This is a genomic window from Nonomuraea sp. NPDC050404 (assembly GCF_040655495.1).
Taxonomy (GTDB): domain Bacteria; phylum Actinomycetota; class Actinomycetes; order Streptosporangiales; family Streptosporangiaceae; genus Nonomuraea.
In genome coordinates this window covers 259,098-278,856 of record NZ_JBFAKB010000014.1, presented here as the reverse complement: position 1 = coordinate 278,856, position 19,759 = coordinate 259,098, and the positions used below count along the sequence as shown (strand labels likewise).

Below are 19,759 nucleotides of genomic sequence, written 5' to 3'. Positions count from 1 at the left end.
GCGGCCGGTACGACCCGCCCGGTAGGGGCCTGTAGGACCCGTCCGGCGGGCCGCCGGTAATGATCGCGCGTTCGCCCCCTCTGCCTGTTAGCGTTACCGCTGAGGGGGTGAGCCGCGGTGAAATCGAAGCCCGGCCGGCCTGCGGTGCTGATGGATGTCGCCGTGCTCGCCGGAGTCTCCACCATGACCGTCTCGCGCGTGCTCAACTCGCCCGACCTGGTACGCGCCGAGACCAGGGCCCGCGTGCTGGCCGCCGTACAGGAGCTGGACTACCGGCCCAACCAGGCCGCCCGCCAGCTCGTCACCGGCCGCTCCGGCGTGCTCGGCGTGGTCAGCATCGACACCACCCTCTACGGCCCCGCCTCCACGCTCTACTGCATCGAGCAGGCCGCCAGGCACGCCGGCTACAACGTCAGCATCGCCAGCCTCAGCTCGCTCAACCGCAAGTCCATGGAGGAGGGCCTGCAGCGGCTGCGCACCCAGGCCGTGGACGGCGTGATCATCGTCGCGCCGCACGAGTCGGCCGCCGACGGGCTGCGCCACCTGCCGCCCGAGATGCCGGTGGTCGCGGTGGACGCCGGCGACGACCTCCCCGTGCCCGTGGCCAAGGTGGACCAGCCGGTCGGGGCCGCCCGCGTCACCCGCCACCTGCTCAGCCTGGGCCACCGCAGCGTGTGGCACGTGGCGGGGCCCGCCGACTGGCTCGACGCCAACGGGCGCATCGAGGGCTGGCGCGGCGTCCTGGAGAGCGCCGGGCGGCCGGTGCCCGAGGTGCTGCGCGGCGACTGGAGCTCCCGCTCCGGCTACCAGCTCGGCCGCCGCCTGGCCGACGACCCCGAGGTCACGGCCGTGTTCGTGGCCAACGACCAGATGGCGCTCGGCGTGCTGCGCGCGCTGCGCGAGGCGGGGAGGCGGGTGCCCGAGGACGTGAGCGTGGCCGGCTTCGACGACATCCCCGAGGCCGCCTACTTCTGGCCCCCGCTGACGACCGTACGCCAGGACTTCGGCGCGGTCGGCCGCTACGCCTTCCACATGCTGCTGGACCGAATGGCGGGCGCGGAGCCCGAGGGACGTCGGCTGGTCGAGCCCGAACTCGTCGTCCGCGAAAGCACCGGCCCCGCCCCCCACTGACCCCCCGCCCCACCCGAGCCCCCACCACCCACAGCACCGCGCCTCACAGCACCGCGCCCCACAGCGCCGCGCCCCACAGCGCCCGCCGTCCTGCGACGCTGCGCTCCACAGCGCCGCGTTCCGCGACCTTCACGGCGCCGGGTCCGGCGACCCTTCACGGCGCCGGACCCCTCACAGCGCCGTGTGCCGCGACGCCGCCTCTCTCGCCCGTCTCCCCGCTGGGGACCCGTCCGCTCTTCGGGGTGCCCTTCCCCAAAAGGACCTCGCCGAAGTACGGCGGGTGGGGAGGGGCGGCGGGTCAGTGGACGGGCGGGGTGGATCCGGATGTGTGGGGTCGTCAGCCGAGCCGGATCACGTTCCAGGAGACCGGAGGCAGCAGAACCCGCAGCGGGTCCGGTTCGACGTCCGGGTTGGGCCGGGGCACGACCCGCTCGGGGTCGTCGGCCGTGTTGCGGGCGTAGACGTCCGGGCCGGTCAGCGTGGTGGCCTCGACGACGCGTACGCCGCCCAGCGCCCTGGCGTCGATCTCCAGCGAAAGCGGCCCGTCGGTCGAGCGGTTGACGGCGAACAGCGTGGTGCCCTGAGGCGAGTGCGTGGCCACCGCCTCAAGCAGCGGCTGCTGCCCGTAGGCCTTCGTCTCGTACGACGGCGTCTCCGGCTCCACCCGCAGCACGTCCCCGGCGGCGTACCGGGAGGTCTGGGCGAAGGGGTGGAACGTGGTCTGCCGCCAGGCGCGCCCGCCCGGCTCGGTCATGATGGGCGCGATCACGTTCACGAGCTGGGCCAGGGACGCGGCGGTGACCCGGTCGCTGTTGCGCAGCAGCGTGATCAGCAGCCCGCCGAACGCCACCGCGTCGGCCAGGTGGTAGTGGTCCTCCAGCAGCGGCGGCGCGACCGGCCAGCCCTCGGGGGTGCCGGTGTCGTGGAAGCGCGAGATGTACCAGACGTTCCACTCGTCGAAGGAGACGTTGATCTTCTTGGCGGACTTGAGCTTGGCCCCGATGTGGTCGGCGGTGGCCACGACCGAGGAGATGAAGTACTCCATGTCGGCCGAACTGGCCAGGAAGCTGCCGAGGTCGCCGTCGCGCTCCTCGTAGTAGGCGTGGCAGGAGATGTAGTCGACCTGGTCGTAGGACTCCTCCAGCACCTCCGCCTCCCACGCGCCGAACGTCGGCATGCCGGAGTTGGAGCTGCCGCAGGCCACCAGTTCCAGCCCGGGGTCCACCATGCGCATGGCGCGGGCGGTCTCGGCGGCCAGGCGGCCGTACTCGCGGGCGGTCTTGTGGCCGGTCTGCCAGGGGCCGTCCATCTCGTTGCCCAGGCACCACATCCTGATCCCGTGCGGCTCCTTGGCGCCGTTGGCGGTGCGCAGGTCGGAAAGGGCCGTGCCGGAGGGGTGGTTGCAGTATTCGAGCAGGTCGAGGGCCTCGGCGATGCCCCGGGTGCCGAGGTTGACGGCCATCATGGGCTCCACGCCGGCCTTGCGGCACCAGCGTACGAACTCATCGACGCCCACCTCGTTCGTCTCGGTGCTGTGCCACGCCAGGTCGAGCCGGCGCGGGCGCTGGGAGACCGGACCGATGCCGTCCTCCCACCGGTAGCCGGAGACGAAGTTGCCGCCCGGGTAGCGGACGGTGGACACCCCCAGCTCCCTGGTCAGGTCGAGCACGTCGCGGCGGAAGCCGTCGTCGTCGGCCATGGGGTGGCCGGGCTCGTAGATGCCGGTGTAGACGCAGCGCCCGAGGTGTTCCACGAACGTGCCGAAGGTGCGCCGGCTGACGGGTGCGACCTTGAAGGCGGGATCGAGGGTGAGTTTGGCCTGATGCACGAAGGCGTCTCCTCGTTCACTGACGTTGTGTGGTCCCGATTGTTAGCGTTATCACTGGGCCGGGTCAAGGGGTCGCCGATCGCGGCAACCGGTTGTGGCCTGGGCCTTGACACACCGCTTGTTACCGCTAACACTCGGGTAACCCCGCAGAAACAACGGGGTGCGTACGGCGGTCTCCGTGATCCGGACGGCTCGCCCTGCCCTCCGCGCCCGGCGCGAGAGGTCCATTCACGGCTGCCCTGAACCCTCCTGATGTTAGCGAGAACATGGCCTAGCGATAGCTCGGTGAAGGAAGAGGCCCCAGTGCACGGACCCCCCGATTTGACCCGTCGGCATCTTCTCGGCGGCAGCCTCGCGCTGCTCGGCGCCGCCGCCACGGGATGCGCGATCCCCGTGGGGCTCGGCTCGTCCCAGACCCGCGTGCAGTACTGGCACTTCCTCGGAGCCAGCGACGGCATCATCATGAACCAGATGGTCCAGGCGTTCGCCAAGGCCACCCCCGAGACCTTCGTCGAGGAGAACGTGCTCGCCTGGGGCGAGCCGTACTACACCAAGATCGCCATGGCCGGCTCCGGCGGCCGCTCGCCCGACCTGGCCACCTTCCACCTGGCCCGGCTGGCCGGGATGGGCGCGGGCCGGATCCTCGACCCGATCAACGTCAAGCTGATGGAGGAGGCCGGCCTGCGGGCCGCCGATTTCAGCCCGCCCATTTGGGAGCGTGCCCATCTCGACGGCGTCCTGTACGCGATCCCCTTCGACGCCCACCCGATGGTGCTGTACTACAACACCGACATCTGCCAGAAGGCCGGGCTGCTCGGCTCCGACGGCAAGCTGACCCCCACCAAGGGCGTGGACGAGCTGATGGCCCAGCTCACCAAGGCCAAGGAGGCGATGGGCGGCAAGCCGCCGCTGGCCTTCGACGCGCTCGGCCTGGGCACGGTGGGACCGTGGCGGGTGTGGTGGTCCCTGTACGCCCAGAGCGGCGGCCCCCTGCTGTCGCCCGACAACACCAAGGTCGCCATCGACGACGCCAAGGCCCTGGAGGCGTTGCGGCTCATGCGCCGGCTGGGTGAGGAGGGGCTGGTCGACTGGCGTACCGACTACGGCGCCTCGGTCGCGAACTTCACCAACGGCCAGGCGGCGTTCCTGTGGAACGGCGACTGGGAGACCACCGGGCTCAAGGACCGCGGGACCCCGTTCAGCATGACCCGCTTCCCCAGCGTCTTCGGCACCGGAGCCGCGCAGGCCGACTGCCACGCCTTCGTGCTGCCGCACCAGCGCAACAGGGATCCCGCGGTGGAGCGGGCCACGTACCAGTTCATCGCCTACCTCATCAAGAACAGCGCCGACTGGGCGGTGGCCGGGCACGTGCCCGCGTACCTGCCGGCTCTGGAGGAGCCCGACTACCTGGCGCTGCAGCCGCAGTCGGAGTACCGCTCGGTGATCACCGAGGTCGCGCTCGACCCGCAGGCGTGGTTCGCCGGCTCCGCCTCGCGGTTGTGGATCGAGTTCGGCGAGGCGTTCTCCCCGATCATCGGCGGCACGCGCACGCCGGAGGAGGGCCTGGCCGCCGCCAAGGCCGCCTTGAACCGGCTGCTGACCGCCCCGAACCCCTTCCCCGACGAGGAGCGCTGATGACCGAGTTCGTCAAGGTCACGGGACCCACGGAGGAAGAGTCATGACGACCACCGTCGCGGCCCCCGCCACCGCCGCCCCCGTCGCCAAGCCCAAGGTCCGGCGCGGCTGGACCCAGCACGGACTCCTGTTCGTGGGGCCCTTCCTGCTCATCTACGTGGTGTTCCTGGTCTGGCCCACGCTGCTCGGCTTCAAGATGAGCTTCTCCAGCGTGAACATCGCGGGCGGAAACGACCACTTCGTCGGCTTCGGCAACTACGCCGAGGCGTTCACCGACCCCCGCATGTGGCGCTCGTTGTGGAACACGGTGGTCTTCACCGTGCTGAGCACGATCCCGCTGGTCTTCCTCGGCCTGGTGTTCGCGCTGCTGGTGCACCACCTGCGCTTCATGCAGTGGTTGTGGCGGCTGTCGTTCTTCGGCCCGTTCCTGCTGCCCTCCGCCGTGGTGTCCATCCTCTGGCTGCAGATGATCTACCCGCCCGACTACGGCCTGATCAACGGCGCCCTCGGCACCGACGTGCTCTGGCTGGGCGACCCGTCCGTGGCCATGTGGTCGGTCGTGCTGACCACCGTCTGGTGGACGGTCGGCTTCAACTTCCTGCTCTACCTCGCCGCCCTCCAGGCCATCCCCCAGCACCTGTACGAGGCCGCCGCCATCGACGGCGCCACCGCCTGGGACAAGCTGCGCTCCATCACCCTGCCGCTGCTCGGCCGTACCACCGCGCTCATCGTGGTGCTGCAGCTGGTGGCCTCGCTGAAGGTGTTCGACCAGATCTACCTGATGACCGGCGGCGGGCCGCAGGACTCCACCAGGCCGATCATCGAGTACGCCTACGACGTCGGCTTCACCGGCTACCGCACCGGTTACGCCTCGGCCGTGTCGTACATCCTCTTCGCCCTGATCGTCATCGTCTCCCTGGGGCAGCTCCGGCTGTTCCGCAAGCGCGAGGAGGTCGCGTCGTGACCAAGCGGTTCAGCTTCAGCCAGCTCGTCCTGCTGGTGGCCGCGCTGGTGCTGGCGGCCATCTGGCTGGCCCCCATCGCCTGGGCCGTGGCCACCTCGCTCAAGCCCGAGTCCGAGACCACCAAGCTGCCGCTGGAGTGGTTCGGCAGCTCGATCACCCTCGACTCCTACGCGCTGGTCCTGGAGACCGGCGGGATACTCAAGTGGGCGGTCAACTCCACCGTCACCGCGGTGGTCGTCACGTTCATGACCGTGTTGTTCTCGGCGATGGCGGCCTACGGGTTCGCGCGCACGCGGTTCAAGGGGCAGCGGGCGCTGCTGGCGCTGATCCTGGCCGGGATCATGGTGCCGCCGCAGGTGCTGATCGCGCCGCTGTTCGCCGAGATGGTCGCCTTCGGCCTGGTGGACACCTGGTGGGCGATCATCCTGCCGCAGGTGGCGGCGCCGCTGATCGTCTACATCCTGGTCAAGTTCTTTCAGGACGTGCCGGTGGAGCTGGAACAGGCGGCCTTCGTGGACGGGGCCGGGCGCTGGCGGGTCTTCTTCACCATCGTCCTGCCGCTGTCGCGGCCCGTGCTGGCCGCCGTGTCGATCTTCACCTTCATCAACACCTGGAACAACTTCCTCTGGCCGTTCCTGGTCTCCACCGACCCGAACACGATGACGCTGCCGGTGGGCCTGGCGAACGTGGTACAGGGCACCTTCGGCCTGCGGTACGCGCAGATCATGGCCTCGGTGGTGCTGGCCGGGCTGCCGCTGCTGGTGGTGTTCGTGCTGTTCCAGCGCCAGATCGTACGCGGCGTCGCCCAGACGGGCCTGGCCGGCCAGTGACCGGCCCCCAGTAGGACGCCGCACCCAGGCCCCCGGACGCCTACCGCCCGGGGGCCTCGCGCCATGGTTGCAAACGCCAGGGAAACACGGCGGGGTGTTCGATCACGGGCTTGATGCACTCATCACCGATCCACCCGACGAACGGAGAGCACTTCATGCTCCGGCAGCCGTCCCGGCGTTCCATGCTCGGCCTGATGGGGGCGGCGCCTATCGCCGGCGCCCTGCCCGCCGGATGAGGCCCGGAAAGCACTGCGCCCCAGACTCCCGGTCTATGCCGTGAGCTGGGGCTTCTTCAGTGTGGTGGACGATACTGGGATTGAACCAGTGACCTCTTCCGTGTCAGGGAAGCGCTCTCCCGCTGAGCTAATCGTCCTTGGAGGTGGCGACGGGATTTGAACCCGTGTGGACGGCTTTGCAGGCCGCTGCCTCGCCTCTCGGCCACGCCACCGAGTCAAACCATCTCCGAGCGGAAGACGGGATTCGAACCCGCGACCCTCACCTTGGCAAGGTGATGCTCTACCACTGAGCCACTTCCGCGTTGCTGTGTGGTCAACAATAGCGTGTTTCTCGACCGGATGCTTACTCGCGAGCCGCCGCCCCGGCTCAGCGGGGCTCTTTGCGCAGCTGGCGGGCCACGCTGCGCTCGGTGGCCGGCAGGCTGAGGAAGATCTCCAGGATTCTGGTCAGGCGGTGCACCTCGATGCGGTGGAAGGCCGGGCCGTCCGAGCGGGCCAGCAGCAGCACCAGGGCCAGCGGCGGGAGCGGGGCGTGGATGAGGTGCAGCCCGTCGTCGAGGGTCATGGCCGCCGGGCGGGCGGCCGCCCCCTCCTCCGGGATGACGATTTCTCGCGGGGCGCGCCAGCTCGCGTAGACCACGCGGTGCTCCGCCGTCGTGGTGGCCGCCCAGTCGGCGCTGAACAGGACGGGCAGCGAGTCGATGAGCGTGGTCAGCGCCCGGTCGCCCGCCGTGGTGATGTACTTGAGTATCTCCAGCTCCGGGTACGTGCCCGGCGCCTCACGGGTGTTCCAGACGCCCTCGACCGTCACGTCCTCGACACTTTGCAGGCTCTTCACCAGGGCCTGACGCGTCGTGTCGTCCGGGCAGAAGACGGTGATGTCGTCCACGGCCCGGCCCGCCCCGCGTTCGAGCACCGTCACCTGCGTGATGTCGGCTCCCGCCACGCCCAGGACCTTGGTCACGTGTGCCAGGGACCCCGGCCGGTCGGGCAGCGCGACGCGCACACGAAGAAGCATCCATCCCCCCTCAGCCGAAAGATGCCGATCACAGACTATCCGCGAATACCGGTTGCGGCTTGAGCTGCGCTACAACTGAACGGGTGAAGATTGGGCCGATCGAAGTATGGCCGCCGGTGGTGCTCGCGCCCATGGCGGGCATCACCAACGCGCCGTTCCGGGTGTTGTGCAGGGAGCAGGGCGCCGGGCTGTTCGTGTGCGAGATGATCACGACGCGGGCGCTGGTCGAGCGCAATCCCAAGACGCTGCGGATGATCAGGTTCGCCGAGTCCGAGCGGCCCAGGAGCATCCAGCTGTACGGGGTGGACCCCGGCATCGTCGGGCGGGCGGTCAAGATGATCGCCGAGGAGGATCTGGCCGACCACGTCGATCTCAACTTCGGCTGCCCGGTGCCCAAGGTGACCAGGCGCGGGGGTGGGTCCGCGCTGCCGTACAAGCGGAATCTGCTGCGGCGGATCCTGCGTGAGGCGGTGGCGAACGCCGGGTCGTTGCCCGTGACGATGAAGATGCGCAAGGGCATCGACGACGACCACCTGACCTACCTCGACGCCGGGCGGATCGCCGCCGAGGAGGGCGTCGCGGCGATCGCGCTGCACGCCCGCACCGCGAAACAGCACTACGGGGGCGTGGCCGACTGGGAGGCCATCGCCAGGCTGAAGGAGGCCGTGACCGAGGTCCCCGTGCTGGGCAACGGCGACATCTGGTCCGCCGACGACGCCGTGCGGATGGTCGGGCGGACCGGATGCGACGGGGTGGTGGTCGGGCGCGGCTGCCTGGGGCGGCCGTGGTTGTTCCGGGATCTGGAGAACGCCTTCAACGGCGGCCCCGAGCGGGTCCGGCCGACGCTCGGCGAGGTCGCCGAGGTGATGGCCAGGCACGCCGAGGGCCTCACCGAGTGTTTCGACATCGAGCGGTATGCCGTGGCCGACTTCCGCAAGCACGTCGGGTGGTATCTGAAGGGGTTCACGGTCGGGAGCGAGCTGCGGCGGGAACTGGCCACCGCCGAGTCGCTCGACGGGCTGCGGGAGGCGCTGGCCAAGCTGGAGCACGACCAGCCGTGGCCGCCGAACACGGACACGCCCAGGGGCAAGTCGGGGGAGCGGACCAAGGTGCTGCTGCCCGAAGGCTGGCTGGACGACCCCTGGGACTGCCCCCTCCCTGACGGCGACGCGGAGTCCGACATTTCCGGCGGCTAAGCGGCTGGTTGCCGGGTCGTGGGTGCTGGTTGGCGAGGATAGCCGCGAGGCGTTCGGGCGGTTAGTGCGGGCCGGCGGTGATCTCCGTGCCGCAGGGGCCGCCGCCGACGGCCGGTTCGAGGCGGACGGGCTCGCCCGACATCGTCAGCGTCGGGTACCACTCGGCGATCCGCTCCGCCGAGCGGCCCACGTAGTGGCAGATGAAGCTGCGGCGGAAGCGGTCCTCGGTGCTGTTCGGCTCCGAGCCGTGCACCAGGCTGCCGTTGAAGAAGAGCACGTCCCCGGGATTCATGTCCACGGGCACCTTCTCCAGGCCGGGCGGCGGCGGCACGTACTCGCGGGTGAAGGAGACGCCCTCGTCGGCGTCCTCCGGGCAGAACAGGTCCATCAGGTGTGTGCCGGGGACGACCTCCAGGCCGCCGTTGGCCCGGTCCACCCGGTCGAGCGCCACCCAGGCGGCCACGCAGGTGCCCGGCTCCACCCGCAGGTAGAAGTTGTCCTGGTGCAGCGCCTGGCCCCTGGCGCCCGGCGGCTTGAAGTAGAACATGCTCTGGGCTGCTATCGGCTCCTCCTGCAGGATGTCGCGCAGTATCGCGCCGATGCGCGTGTCGAGCAGGTAGCGCAGGGCCAGGTTGTTCACCTGGTGGGGGTGCATGATCCGGGGATAGTCGCGCAGGACGTCGTACGGCTGCCCCGGCACCTGCGGCTGCGGCGCGAAGTGACCGGGAATCGGGCCCCCGGCGTGCAGCGCCATGAACTCGTCGCGCAGTTCGGCCACCTCTTCCTGGGCGAGGAGACCGGGCACCATCAGGTACCCCTGTTCGTGGAAGTCGTTGAGCCTCATGCCTTCCACGCTAAGCAGCCGGATCGTGCAACGGTATGACTGTGACCGCTGAGGACCTGTCTGTTCCTGCTGCCGAGCTGATGATCGTGGGCCACTACGACAAGGGGACCGGCTACGCGACCCGCCGCGCCGGCGGCTCGCCGAGCTGGCTGCTGCTCTGGACCGAGTCGGGCACCGGGCACGTGACACAGGGCGAGGCGTCGTTCGAGGTGCGGCCGGGGGATCTGGCGGTGCTGGGATCGGGGATGGCCCAGCACTACCGGGTGCCGGCCGGGGCGCGGCAGTGGCGGTTCTGGTGGGTGCACTTCCAGCCCCGCGCCTCCTGGACGGCCTGGCTGGCCCCCCACGCCAAGGGCGGCGGCTGCCATCTGGTGGCGGGCGTGCCCGAGGCGGTGCACGAGCGGATCGCCCTGGCGTTCCTCCGTGCCCTGCAGGACGCCCGCTGGACCCCCGACACCCCCGCGCTGCCCGACACGCACCAAACGCCGGGCATGCCCGCCACGCCCGGCATGTCCGGCATGTCCGGCGCGGCTCATGTGGGCCCGCCCGTCGAGGCGCGGACCCCGGCCGTCGTGTACGGCGGCGCGGCCAGGGAACTGGTCCTGGGAGCCGTGGAGGAGGTGCTGGTCCTGGCCACCGCCACCGCGCGGCCCGAGGGGCGCGGCGAGGAGGGGGACGAGCGGATCCGCAGGGTCCTGGCGATGATCGCGGCCGAGCCGGGCGCCCCGCACTCGGTCACCTCACTCGCCCGCGCCGTCTCCCTGTCCCCCTCCCGCTTCGCCCACCTGTTCGCCGAGGAGACCGGCCAGACCCCGATGCAGGCCGTACGCAGGGCGCGCGTACGCCACGCGGCCGGCCTCCTGGAGGTCACCGACCTGGACATCGGCCAGGTGGCGGCGGTCTCGGGCTTCGTCAGCCCGTTCCACTTCAGCCGCGCCTTCAGAAGGGAGTACGGCCTGCCGCCCCGCGACTACCGCGCCCGCCTGCGCCCCGCGTCAGGCTGACGTCCGGACCCTCGTCCGGGGCCGGTCAGCGGGTGACCGGCAGCGGTCCCGCGTCGGGGGCGAAGAGCTGCTCGTCCAAATGCTCCACGGCGTAGTCGATGGCCCCCATGACCACACACTCCTCGCCCAGCGTGGAGGCGCGTACCTCCGGCATGCGGACGCATGTGCGTTCCAGCCGCGCGCGCAACCGCTCCAGCAGCACATCGGCCGAGCGCGAGAACCCGCCTCCGAGCACGACCATCTGCGGGTCCAGGGTGAGGACCATCGCGGCCGTGCCCACCGCGAGGTCGTCGACGTAGCGCTCGACCGCCTCGATCGCCACCGGGTCGCCGTCACGCGCGGCGGCGAGCGTGTGGCCCGCCGCGTCCTCCCGCGGTGTGCCCGCGGGCACGGACGCGCAGGTGTTGAGGTGTTCCGGAGCGTCGAACCAGCGGGCCTCGGGCAACATGGAGATCTCGCCGACCGCCGCGCCGAAGCCTCTGTGCACCTTGCCGCCGAGGATGATGCCGGCTCCCATCCGCCTGCCGACGTGCAGGAACACCACGTTGTCGGCGCCTCTGGCGATGCCCCGTCTGGTTTCCGCCATGGCGGCCAGGCGGCTGTCGTTCTCGATGAGCACCTGGCAGGGGAACCTGCGGCGAAGCTCGCCCGCCAGGTCGAGAGCAGGCCAACCCGGGGATCGACGTGGAGATCGAGCTGCTGCCGTACGACCAGTACTGGACGAAGCTCACCGCCGACGCGGTGGCCGGCACGGCGCCCGACGTGTTCTGGATGACGCCCACCCAGTTTCCCGAGTACGTCACCAAGGGCGTGCTGCCCCCGTTCAGGCCGACACCGCCAAGTACCACCGGACCGTGGTGGGCTCGTTCACCTACGAGGGCAAGCTGTACGGCGTCCCGAAGGACTGGGGCGTCGTCGGCCTGCTCTACAACAAGGACCTGTTCGAGAAGGCCGGCGTGGAGATGCCGGACAAGCTCACCTGGACGGCCGACGGCGGCGGCACCCTGCTCGACACGGCGCGCAAGCTGACCGTGGACGAGGCGGGCAGGCATCCGGGCGAGGACGGCTTCGACCCGGCCAAGGTCACGACGTGCGGCTTCGCCTCCTGGAACCACTACCAGACCCAGTGGATGAACTGGATCAGCTCCAACGGCGGCAAGCTGGTCGACAAGCCGTTCGGCACGTACACCTTCAACGACGCCGCCTCCGTCCAGGCCCTGCGGTTCGGGGTGGACCTGGTCAACAAGCACCGCGTCTCCCCGCCCGCCACCCGGACCAACCCGCCCACCGGCAAGGTCACCGACATGTTCAAGGCGGGCCAGATCGCGATGTTCCCCGCCAACAACGCGCTGCTGCCGTTCGTGGCCCCGGATTCGACGTTCGAGATCGGTGTCGCGGCGATGCCCGAGGGCCCGGCGGGCCGCGCGGTCAACCTGAACGGCCTGGCCGAGGTCGTCAACGCCAAGAGCGAGCACCCCGAGCAGGCCATGAAGCTGGCCGCCTACCTCGGCACCGAGCAACCCCAGAAGCTGATGGCCGACGGCGGCTACGTCTTCCCGGCGCTCAACGGCTTGTCCCAGGGCTACGTGGACCACTGGAAGGCCAAGAAGATCGACGTTTCGCCGTTCGTCGAGGAGGCGGCGGGCACGACCTTCCCACTGCCGATCACCAGGGGTTTCACCGGCTTTGAGACGAAGCTTAATCAGATCTTCAACGAGATGTACCTCGGTGAACTCTCTCCGCAACAAGCGGCCGACCAAGCTGTCGCCGAAGGCAACGCCACAGTCAAGTAAGGACCCCCATGCTCACCCGGCGTTCATTGTTCGCCGGGGGCGCCGGCCTGGGCCTGTCCGCCGCACTGGGGGTCACCCCCGTGCGCGCGGCGGCCCGGCGCGCCCCCGTGTCCGACCCCTTTCTTCTCGGCGTCGCCTCCGGCGAGCCCACGCACGACGGCGTGGTGCTCTGGACCCGGCTCGCCATGGACCCGATCGCGCCCGACGGGTTCGGCGGCATGCCCGACCGCCCGGTCCCCGTGCAGTGGCAGCTCGCCAAGGACGAGAACTTCCGGCGCGTCGTGCGCCGCGGCACCGAGGTGGCCCGCCGCGACGCGGCGCACAGCGTGCACGTCGAACTCGACGGTCTCGACCCCGGGGCCGAGTACTTCTACCGGTTCAGGGCCGCGGGCGACCTCAGCCCGGTCGGCCGCACCCTCACCGCCCCCGCTCCCGGCACCCGGGGCAGGCCGCTGAACCTGTCGTTCACCTCCTGCGCCGACTACCAGGCCGGCTGGTTCACCCCGTACCGCAGGATGGCCGAGGACCAGCCGGACCTGATCGCCTTCCTCGGCGACTACATCTACGAGTACGGCGACTACAAGTACCCCGTCCGCGACCAGGCCGGCGGCGAGTGCTTCGACCTGGCCGGATACCGCCTGCGCCACGCCCAGCACAAGGCCGACCCCGAGTCGCAGCTCGCCCACGCCGTCGCCCCGTGGGTCGTGGTGTGGGACGACCACGACATCGAGAACGCCTGGGCGGGCGACGTACCCGAGCAGCCCGACCCGCCCTTCCTCAAGCGCCGGGCCGAGGCGTTCCGGGCGTACTACGAGAACATGCCGCTGCGCCGCGCCCAGCGGCCGCGCGGGTCCGCGCTCACGCTGCACCGCAGCATCCGGTGGGGCGAGGTCGCCAACCTGCACCTGCTCGACACCCGCCAGTACCGTGACCTGTACGCCTGCACCGGCAAGAGCGGCACGGTGGGCCCCGACTGCATGGAGCGCTTCGAGCCGAACAGGACGCTGCTCGGCCGCGAGCAGGAGGCGTGGCTGGACGAGCGGCTCAAACGCTCGCGCGCCACCTGGGACCTGCTCGGCCAGCAGGTCTTCTTCATGGAGATGGACTGGACCAACGGCGAGGGCAAGGGCTACTCCAACGACGGCTGGGACGGCTACGTCGCCTCCCGCAACCGCCTGACCGCCGCCATCGACGCCTACCGCCGCAACGCGGTCGTGCTCACCGGTGACGTGCACTCGCACTGGGCCGGCGAGGTCAAGCGCGACCACCAGGACCCCGGGTCCAAGTCCGTCGCCGTCGAGCTGGTCACCACCTCGGTGACGAGCGCGGGCAACGGCCTGGACGAGTACCCCGACACGCAGAACCTGCTGCGGGAGAACCCGCACGTGAAGTTCTTCAACGGCCGCCGCGGCTACGTGCGGACCAAACTCACCCAGCAGGAGATGAAGGTCGAGTTCCGCTCGTTGTCCCGCGTCACCGAGCCCTACGCCCCCGCCTACACCTCCGGCTCATTCGTCATCGAGCCGGGCAACCCCGCGCTCAATCCGGCCTGACAGGACCACGTTTCATGCGCACCATGACGGCCGCCGCCGCGGCGGCCCTGCTCGCCCTGCCCTTCCTGCCCTTACCGAGCGCCGCGGAGGAGGTGCGGACGCCGCCGATGGGCTGGAGCAGCCGCTCGCTCGGCTGCTCGGTCTCCGAAGAGTCCGTACGCGGGGCCGCCGACGCGCTGGCCCCGCTGGCTCCGCTCGGCTACCGGTACGTCGTCATCGACGACTGCTGGCTGGCCGGCCAGCGCTCTGACGGCGCACTGACCCCCGACCCCGCCCGTTTCCCCGGCGGCATCGCCGCGCTGGCCGCCGACCTGCACGCCAAGGGCCTGAAACTGGGCGTGAGCCTGTCGGCCGGCACGAAAGCCTGCACGGGCGGCGGCTCCGGCTCCTACCGCAGCGAGGCCGCCGACGCCGCCCAGGTCCAGGCGTGGGGCGTGGACTACGTCAAGTACGACTGGTGCAACATCCCCACCGCCGACTTCCCCGGCAGGAACGTGCAGCAGATCGCCCAGGCCCTCTACCCGCCCATGCGCCAGGCCCTCGGCCGGGACATCGTGTTCGCCATGAACAACGAGGACGGCAGCACCGTCCCCTGGCTCTGGGGCAAGGATGCCGGCGCCACCACCTGGCGCACCAACGTGCACAACCGGCCCATCGCCGACAGCTACCCCACCATGGTCGACATCTGGGAGTTCAACCAGCTCAGGGCCGAGTACGCGGGCCGGGGCAGCTGGGCCGACCCGGACCTGGTCCAGGCCGGGCGCGGCGGGATGACCGAGGCCGAGTACCGCACCCAGTTCACCCTCTGGGCCATGGGGGCGGCCCCGCTGATCCTTCAGGCCGACCCGGCGAGCGCGCCGGCCTCTGTGGTGGCCAATCCCAAGGTGATCGCCGTGGACCAGGACCCGCTGGGCGCGCACGGCACGTTCGTCAGCACCGACGGCTGGTATCACGTGCTGTCCAAGCCCCTGGAGAACGGCGACCGGGCGATCGCGCTGTTCAACGAGAGCGACCGGGCGGCCACGATCTCCACCCGGCTCGGGGACGGCCGCCACCGGGTCGAGGAACTGTGGTCCGGCGCGGTCGCCTCGACCACGGGGGAGCTGGCGGCCCAGGTGCCCGCGCACGGGGCGCTGCTCTACCGGGTCGGCCGGAGCAGGGAGCAGGCGCCGCCCCTGGTGGCGTTCGAGGCCGATCCGCCCAAGTTCCTGGGCGATGACAAGCCCTCCGTGCTGGAGCCGGGCGTGCGCGGTGAGATCGTCACCCGGGTCACCAACACCGGGGCCACCGCCCGGCTGCGGGAGGTCGAGGTCACGGCCGAGGCGCCCGAGGGCTGGCGGATCGAGGCCCGCACCCCGTCCAGGACCCGCGATCTGGCCGGCGGGCGGACGTTCACGGTGCGGTGGGCCGTCACCCCGCCCGAGACCCCCGGCACGTACGAGCTGACCTTCCGGCAGGGGAACGGCACCGCGACGGCCGTCGTCACGGTGGCCAAGGCACCGGGACCAGGCAGGACGTACCTGAGCGACCTGGCCTGGACCAGCGCCAAGAACCACTTCGGCCCCGTCGAGAGGGATGCCAGCAACGGCGAGCGGGCGGCCGGCGACGGCCGGCCGATCACCATCGAAGGCGTCACGTACGCCAGAGGGCTCGGCGCGCACGCGCCCGCCGACATCGAGTTCTACGTCGCGGGACGCTGCTCGGCGGTGGAGTTCCGGGCCGGGATCGACGACGAGGTCGGCGCGGCGGGCTCGGCCGGGTTCGAGGTCTGGGCCGACGGAGGCAGGGTCGCGTCCTCCGGCCTGCTCACCGGCAGTATGCCCGCCCGCTCTGTCACCGCTTCCGTCGAGGGCGCCCGGTTCATCCGGCTGGTCGCGACCAACGGCGGCGACAACGCCACCTCCGACCACGTCGACTTCGCCGACGCCACCATCACCTGCGAGTGACCGCGGCGCCTTGATGATCGTTTCCGGGCCCGGCGGGCACGAGCCGGGCTCGGGCGCGGGCACGATCACACGCTAGATCTCGACGTGCCCGCCGCTGCGCCAGTAGACGTTGCCCTCCCGCGACAACAACCCCTCATCCACCAGGTACCGGCGCAGCGCCGCGTAGTCGTCGTGGAAGGCCCGCAGCGCCACGTTGACGTCCTTCTCCGGGTAACGCACGCCGGGCTCGAAGACCAGCACGATGTACCGCAGCACGACGAGCCGCTTGTCGCGCCGCATCCCCATGGTCGTCAGCCGCCCGTCCACCAGGAACGTGCGCAGCACCCGCTCCTCGGGGCTGAGCCGCCCGGCCGGCTCGGCCGTCGCCTTCAGCAGGTCGCGGAAACGTCCGGGGGTGGCCCGCCACTCGCCGCTCTCGTCGCACGCCGCCAGGCCGCCGCTCTCCAGCTTGCGCAACGACTTCTCGGGGAGCCCGTCACCGGCCCCGAGCACCAGGGAGGCGAATGTCTTCAGCGTGTCATCCTGGTACAGGAGCCCGAGCACACGCCTGATTTCATCGTCATTCACTCATACCATTTTGTCGCATGATGGCAGCAATTTTACTGGCGGCCGCGGTCGCCATCCCGGGCAACTTCCTGCTGTACGAGAAGGAAGCCGCCAAGAAGGACAAGAACCCGGAGACCTCCTGGTCGGCCAGCGGCAAGAGGTCGGCCCGGCTGGTCGTCAACCCCTGCCAGAAGGCGGGACTCGGGCAGAAGGGGCGCACCGGGGCCAGGACGCTCATCTACACCTCCGTGCCCGACTACGCCAAGTCGGAGCAGGTCGTGCTCTACTCCTCCGCGGCCGCCGCGGGCAGGGCGATGCGCGACCTGGAGGCCGCCGTACGCGCCTGCGGCTCCACCGGCTACCGCTACTCCGCCGCCAGGACCACCGGCCTGGGCGACCGGGGGCTGTCGGTGACCGGGCAGGCCTACCAGGACGGCAAGCCGGCCATCGGCGGCGACCGGGCCATCGTGGCCCGCCGCGCGAACGCCCTGATCCTCTACAACGTCTCCGGCGAGTGGGGCAAGCCCGCCAAGGCCGACTTCAAGCGGCAGACCGGCGACGCCAGGCGCATGCTCGCCAAGATCTGCACCATCGCCGACTGCTAGAGGCAAGGAATGTCTCGATCTTGGGACACGGTCATGACACGACCCCGACGTTCTCCGGGGGAGACTTAATCGACAGGCCTGTGCCGGGGCGCCCTTGCCAGTCCGTTCCGGCACACGGCTTGTCCTTTTTCTACAGCCGGTTGAGCCCCTGCACGTGCAGGACGGCGCGGCCCTCCTCGTCGGAGGCGGCCAAATCCACCTGGGCGTCGATGCCCCAGTCGCCGTCGCCGGCCGGATCCTTGATCGTCTGGCGCACCTTCCACAACCCGCTCTCCTCCTCGATGCGCAGCAGCGCGGGCCCGCGCGCGTCGGCGTCGGTGAAGATCTCCTCGTGGTCGGCGTAGTACGCGTCCAGCGCCGCCCCCCAGTCCACGTCGGGGGCCAGCTCCTCCAGCTCCTCCTCCTTCTCCAGCGCGCACAGCTCGGCCAGCCGGAACATGGCGTTGCGCACCAGCACGCGGAAGGCCCGCACGTTGGCGGTGACCGGCCGCACCTTGGCCTCCAGCTGCCGGTGCTCCTCCAGCGCCGTCGCCGGGTTGGTGAGCTTCTCCCACTCGTCGATCAGCGAGGAGTCGACCTGGCGGACCAGCTCGCCCAGCCACTCGATGAGGTCGACCAGGTCGTCGGTCTTGAGGTGCTCGGGAACCGTGCGCGACAACGTCCGGTAGGCGTCGGCCAGGTAGCGCAGCACGGTGCCCTCGGACCGCGCCAGCTCGTAGAACTGGATGTACTCGCTGAACGTCATCGCCCGCTCGTACATGTCGCGCACCACCGACTTCGGGCTGACCGTGTAGTCGCCCACCCACGGGTGCCCGTGCCGGTAGGTCTCGTACGCCCCGAGCAGCAGGTCCTCCAGCGGCATCGGGTACATGATCTCGGCGAGCCGCTCCATGCGCTCCTCGTACTCGATCCCGTCGGCCTTCATCTCCCCGACGGCCTCGCCCCTGGCCTTCTTGAGCTGGGCGGACAGGATCTGGCGCGGGTCGTCGAGGATGGACTCCACGATCGAGACCATGTCCAGGGCGTAGGCCGGCGCCTCGCGGTCGAGCAGGTCGAAGGCGGCCAGCGCGAACGTGGACAGCGCCTGGTTGAGCGCGAAGTCCTCCTGCAGCTCGATCGTCAGCCGGGCCCTGCGGCCCTGCTCGTCGGGCTCGGCGAACTGCTCCACGATGCCGCCGGCCAGCAACGACCGGTAGATGGCGATGGCCTGGCTGATGTGCCGCCGCTGCCACTTGCGGTCCTCGTGGTTGTCGGTCAGCAGGTGCTTCATCGCCTGGAAGCAGTCGCCCGGCCGGTTGATCACCGCGAGCAGCATGGCGTTGCTGACCTTGAAGCGGGAGTTGAGCGGCTCCGGCTCGGCCTCCTGCAACTTGGTGAAGGTGTCCTCGCTCCAGCCCACGAAGCCCTCCGGCGGCTTCTTGCGGGCGTAACCGCGACGCCGCTTGGGATCGTCGCCGATCTTGGCCAGCGCCTTGGCGTTCTCGATGTCGTGCTCGGGGGCCTGGCAGGCGACGTAGCCGATGGTGTCGAAGCCCGCGCGGCCGGCCCGGCCGGCGATCTGGTGGAACTCGCGGGCGCGCAGCCGCCGCACCTTGTTGCCGTCGTACTTCGACAGGGCCGTGAACAACACCGTGCGGATCGGCACGTTGACGCCGACGCCCAGCGTGTCGGTGCCGCAGATGACCTTCAGCAGCCCCGCCTGGGCCAGCCGCTCCACCAGGCGGCGGTATTTCGGCAACATGCCGGCGTGGTGCACGCCGATGCCGTGGCGGACCAGCCGCGACAGCGCCCGCCCGAAGCGGGTGGTGAAGCGGAAGCCGCCGATCATGGTGGCGATGGCCTCCTTCTCGGCCTTGGTCGCCATGTTGATCGACATCAGGGCCTGCGCCCGTTCCATTGCCGCGGCCTGCGTGAAGTGCACGACGTAGACCGGCGCCTGGCCGGTCGAGAGCATCTCCTCCAGCGTCTCGTGCAGCGGGGTCATCCGGTAGGAGTAGATCAGCGGCACCGGCCGCTCGGCGTGCTTGACCACCGCGGTCTCCCGCCCGGTGCGGCGGGTCAGGTCGCGCTCGAACATCGACACGTCGCCGAGCGTGGCCGACATCAGGATGAACTGCACGCCGGGCAGCTCCAGCAGCGGCACCTGCCAGGCCCAGCCGCGGTCGGGCTCGGCGTAGAAGTGGAACTCGTCCATGACGACCTGGCCGATGTCGGCCGCCGCGCCGTCGCGCAGCGCCACGTTGGCCAGGATCTCGGCCGTGCAGCAGATGATCGGCGCGCCCGGGTTGACGCTGGCGTCGCCGGTCATCATGCCGACGTTCTCGGTGCCGAAGATGGCGCACAGGTCGAAGAACTTCTCCGACACCAGCGCCTTGATCGGCGCGGTGTAGAAGGTGCGCAGGTCGCGCGTCAGCGCGGCGAAGTGGGCGCCCGCGGCCACCAGCGACTTGCCGGAGCCGGTCGGCGTGGCCAGGATCAGGTTGTTGCCGGAGACCACCTCGATGAGGGCCTCCTCCTGGGCGGGATAGAGGGTGAGCCCTCGCTCGGCGTTCCAGGCGACGAACGCGTCGAAGATGGCGTCGGGATCAGCGTCGATGTCTTCTGGCAGGCGGTCAACGAGTAGGCTCACA

Annotated in this window: 14 protein-coding genes, 3 tRNA genes and 2 pseudogenes; 10 read left to right on the top strand and 9 right to left on the bottom strand. The window is 70.4% G+C overall.

The window, feature by feature from the left end:
• Nucleotides 1-117 precede the first annotated feature (117 nt).
• Nucleotides 118-1,131 carry a LacI family DNA-binding transcriptional regulator gene (locus AB0I81_RS35545; RefSeq protein WP_360665953.1) on the top strand — a complete coding sequence of 338 codons (1,014 nt, stop codon included), beginning with the start codon at nucleotides 118-120 and terminating at the stop codon, nucleotides 1,129-1,131.
• Between the two features lie 337 nt (nucleotides 1,132-1,468).
• On the opposite strand, the gene AB0I81_RS35540 is transcribed toward AB0I81_RS35545, so the two are convergent.
• Entirely contained in the window at nucleotides 1,469-2,959 is a 1,491-nt protein-coding gene (locus AB0I81_RS35540) for an alpha-N-arabinofuranosidase (protein ID WP_360665950.1), read from the bottom strand.
• A 321-nt stretch (nucleotides 2,960-3,280) separates the two neighbouring features.
• On the opposite strand from AB0I81_RS35540, the gene AB0I81_RS35535 reads away from it, so the two are divergent.
• Genes AB0I81_RS35535 through AB0I81_RS35525 form a run of 3 tightly spaced genes read left to right on the top strand, consistent with a single transcriptional unit; the run spans nucleotide 3,281 to nucleotide 6,388 of the window.
• Nucleotides 3,281-4,594 (top strand): extracellular solute-binding protein, encoded by a 1,314-nt coding sequence (locus tag AB0I81_RS35535; protein ID WP_360665947.1) that lies wholly within the window; start codon nucleotides 3,281-3,283, stop codon nucleotides 4,592-4,594.
• A 43-nt stretch (nucleotides 4,595-4,637) separates the two neighbouring features.
• Nucleotides 4,638-5,558 (top strand): sugar ABC transporter permease, encoded by a 921-nt coding sequence (locus tag AB0I81_RS35530; RefSeq protein ID WP_360665944.1) that lies wholly within the window; start codon nucleotides 4,638-4,640, stop codon nucleotides 5,556-5,558.
• A complete protein-coding gene (locus AB0I81_RS35525) occupies nucleotides 5,555-6,388 on the top strand; it encodes a carbohydrate ABC transporter permease (protein ID WP_360665941.1) in 834 nt (277 codons plus the stop codon). The genes AB0I81_RS35530 and AB0I81_RS35525 overlap by 4 nt, the downstream gene beginning before the upstream one ends.
• A gap of 298 nt (nucleotides 6,389-6,686) precedes the next feature.
• On the opposite strand, the gene AB0I81_RS35520 is transcribed toward AB0I81_RS35525, so the two are convergent.
• From AB0I81_RS35520 to AB0I81_RS35505, 4 genes are all read right to left on the bottom strand, one after another.
• A tRNA-Val gene (locus AB0I81_RS35520) sits at nucleotides 6,687-6,761 on the bottom strand.
• 1 nt (nucleotide 6,762) lies between these two features.
• Nucleotides 6,763-6,836, bottom strand: a tRNA-Cys gene (locus AB0I81_RS35515).
• A 17-nt stretch (nucleotides 6,837-6,853) separates the two neighbouring features.
• A tRNA-Gly gene (locus tag AB0I81_RS35510) sits at nucleotides 6,854-6,925 on the bottom strand.
• Nucleotides 6,926-6,991: 66 nt separating this feature from the next.
• Nucleotides 6,992-7,642 (bottom strand): ACT domain-containing protein, encoded by a 651-nt coding sequence (locus AB0I81_RS35505; protein WP_360665939.1) that lies wholly within the window; start codon nucleotides 7,640-7,642, stop codon nucleotides 6,992-6,994.
• A gap of 83 nt (nucleotides 7,643-7,725) precedes the next feature.
• Here AB0I81_RS35505 and dusB point away from each other — a divergent pair, with 83 nt between their 5' ends.
• Nucleotides 7,726-8,838, top strand: a complete 1,113-nt coding sequence (dusB, locus tag AB0I81_RS35500; RefSeq protein ID WP_360665936.1) for a tRNA dihydrouridine synthase DusB — start codon at nucleotides 7,726-7,728, stop codon at nucleotides 8,836-8,838.
• A gap of 61 nt (nucleotides 8,839-8,899) precedes the next feature.
• On the opposite strand, the gene AB0I81_RS35495 is transcribed toward dusB, so the two are convergent.
• Complete coding sequence (locus AB0I81_RS35495) at nucleotides 8,900-9,682, bottom strand: phytanoyl-CoA dioxygenase family protein (RefSeq protein WP_360665933.1); 783 nt, start codon at nucleotides 9,680-9,682, stop codon at nucleotides 8,900-8,902.
• 35 nt (nucleotides 9,683-9,717) lie between these two features.
• On the opposite strand from AB0I81_RS35495, the gene AB0I81_RS35490 reads away from it, so the two are divergent.
• Nucleotides 9,718-10,686, top strand: coding sequence for a helix-turn-helix domain-containing protein (locus tag AB0I81_RS35490; protein ID WP_360665931.1), 969 nt, complete (start codon nucleotides 9,718-9,720; stop codon nucleotides 10,684-10,686).
• A 25-nt stretch (nucleotides 10,687-10,711) separates the two neighbouring features.
• Here AB0I81_RS35490 and AB0I81_RS35485 read toward each other — a convergent pair.
• Nucleotides 10,712-11,350, bottom strand: a pseudogene (locus AB0I81_RS35485) (ROK family protein); the annotation flags it as partial.
• Nucleotides 11,351-11,370: 20 nt separating this feature from the next.
• Between AB0I81_RS35485 and AB0I81_RS35480 the strand changes: the two are divergent.
• The 3 genes and pseudogenes from AB0I81_RS35480 to AB0I81_RS35470 all read left to right on the top strand — a co-directional run bounded on the left by AB0I81_RS35480 (nucleotide 11,371) and on the right by AB0I81_RS35470 (nucleotide 15,978).
• Nucleotides 11,371-12,479 (top strand): annotated as a pseudogene (locus AB0I81_RS35480) (sugar ABC transporter substrate-binding protein).
• An 8-nt stretch (nucleotides 12,480-12,487) separates the two neighbouring features.
• Nucleotides 12,488-14,032 (top strand): alkaline phosphatase D family protein, encoded by a 1,545-nt coding sequence (locus tag AB0I81_RS35475; protein ID WP_360665928.1) that lies wholly within the window; start codon nucleotides 12,488-12,490, stop codon nucleotides 14,030-14,032.
• 14 nt (nucleotides 14,033-14,046) lie between these two features.
• A complete protein-coding gene (locus AB0I81_RS35470; RefSeq protein ID WP_360665925.1) occupies nucleotides 14,047-15,978 on the top strand; it encodes an NPCBM/NEW2 domain-containing protein in 1,932 nt (643 codons plus the stop codon).
• 72 nt (nucleotides 15,979-16,050) lie between these two features.
• Here AB0I81_RS35470 and AB0I81_RS35465 read toward each other — a convergent pair whose 3' ends face one another.
• On the bottom strand, nucleotides 16,051-16,545 hold the full coding sequence (locus AB0I81_RS35465; RefSeq protein ID WP_360665922.1) for a DUF2087 domain-containing protein: 495 nt from the start codon (nucleotides 16,543-16,545) through the stop codon (nucleotides 16,051-16,053).
• Nucleotides 16,546-16,562: 17 nt separating this feature from the next.
• On the opposite strand from AB0I81_RS35465, the gene AB0I81_RS35460 reads away from it, so the two are divergent.
• Nucleotides 16,563-17,129 (top strand): hypothetical protein, encoded by a 567-nt coding sequence (locus AB0I81_RS35460; protein ID WP_360665919.1) that lies wholly within the window; start codon nucleotides 16,563-16,565, stop codon nucleotides 17,127-17,129.
• A 130-nt stretch (nucleotides 17,130-17,259) separates the two neighbouring features.
• Here the strand turns inward: AB0I81_RS35460 and AB0I81_RS35455 are convergent, their stop codons facing one another.
• Nucleotides 17,260-19,758, bottom strand: coding sequence for a DUF3516 domain-containing protein (locus AB0I81_RS35455; protein WP_360665916.1), 2,499 nt, complete (start codon nucleotides 19,756-19,758; stop codon nucleotides 17,260-17,262).
• Between the last annotated feature and the right edge of the window lies 1 nt (nucleotide 19,759).

Excerpts from the sequence above, each read along its gene's own strand:
- AB0I81_RS35460 (WP_360665919.1), top strand. The coding sequence starts at position 16,563 with ATGATGGCAGCAATTTTACTGGCGGCCGCGGTCGCCATCCCGGGCAAC.
- AB0I81_RS35470 (WP_360665925.1), top strand. The coding sequence starts at position 14,047 with ATGCGCACCATGACGGCCGCCGCCGCGGCGGCCCTGCTCGCCCTGCCC.
- AB0I81_RS35505 (WP_360665939.1), bottom strand. The coding sequence starts at position 7,642 with ATGCTTCTTCGTGTGCGCGTCGCGCTGCCCGACCGGCCGGGGTCCCTG.
- AB0I81_RS35490 (WP_360665931.1), top strand. The coding sequence starts at position 9,718 with ATGACTGTGACCGCTGAGGACCTGTCTGTTCCTGCTGCCGAGCTGATG.
- AB0I81_RS35495 (WP_360665933.1), bottom strand. The coding sequence starts at position 9,682 with ATGAGGCTCAACGACTTCCACGAACAGGGGTACCTGATGGTGCCCGGT.
- AB0I81_RS35530 (WP_360665944.1), top strand. The coding sequence starts at position 4,638 with ATGACGACCACCGTCGCGGCCCCCGCCACCGCCGCCCCCGTCGCCAAG.
- AB0I81_RS35475 (WP_360665928.1), top strand. The coding sequence starts at position 12,488 with ATGCTCACCCGGCGTTCATTGTTCGCCGGGGGCGCCGGCCTGGGCCTG.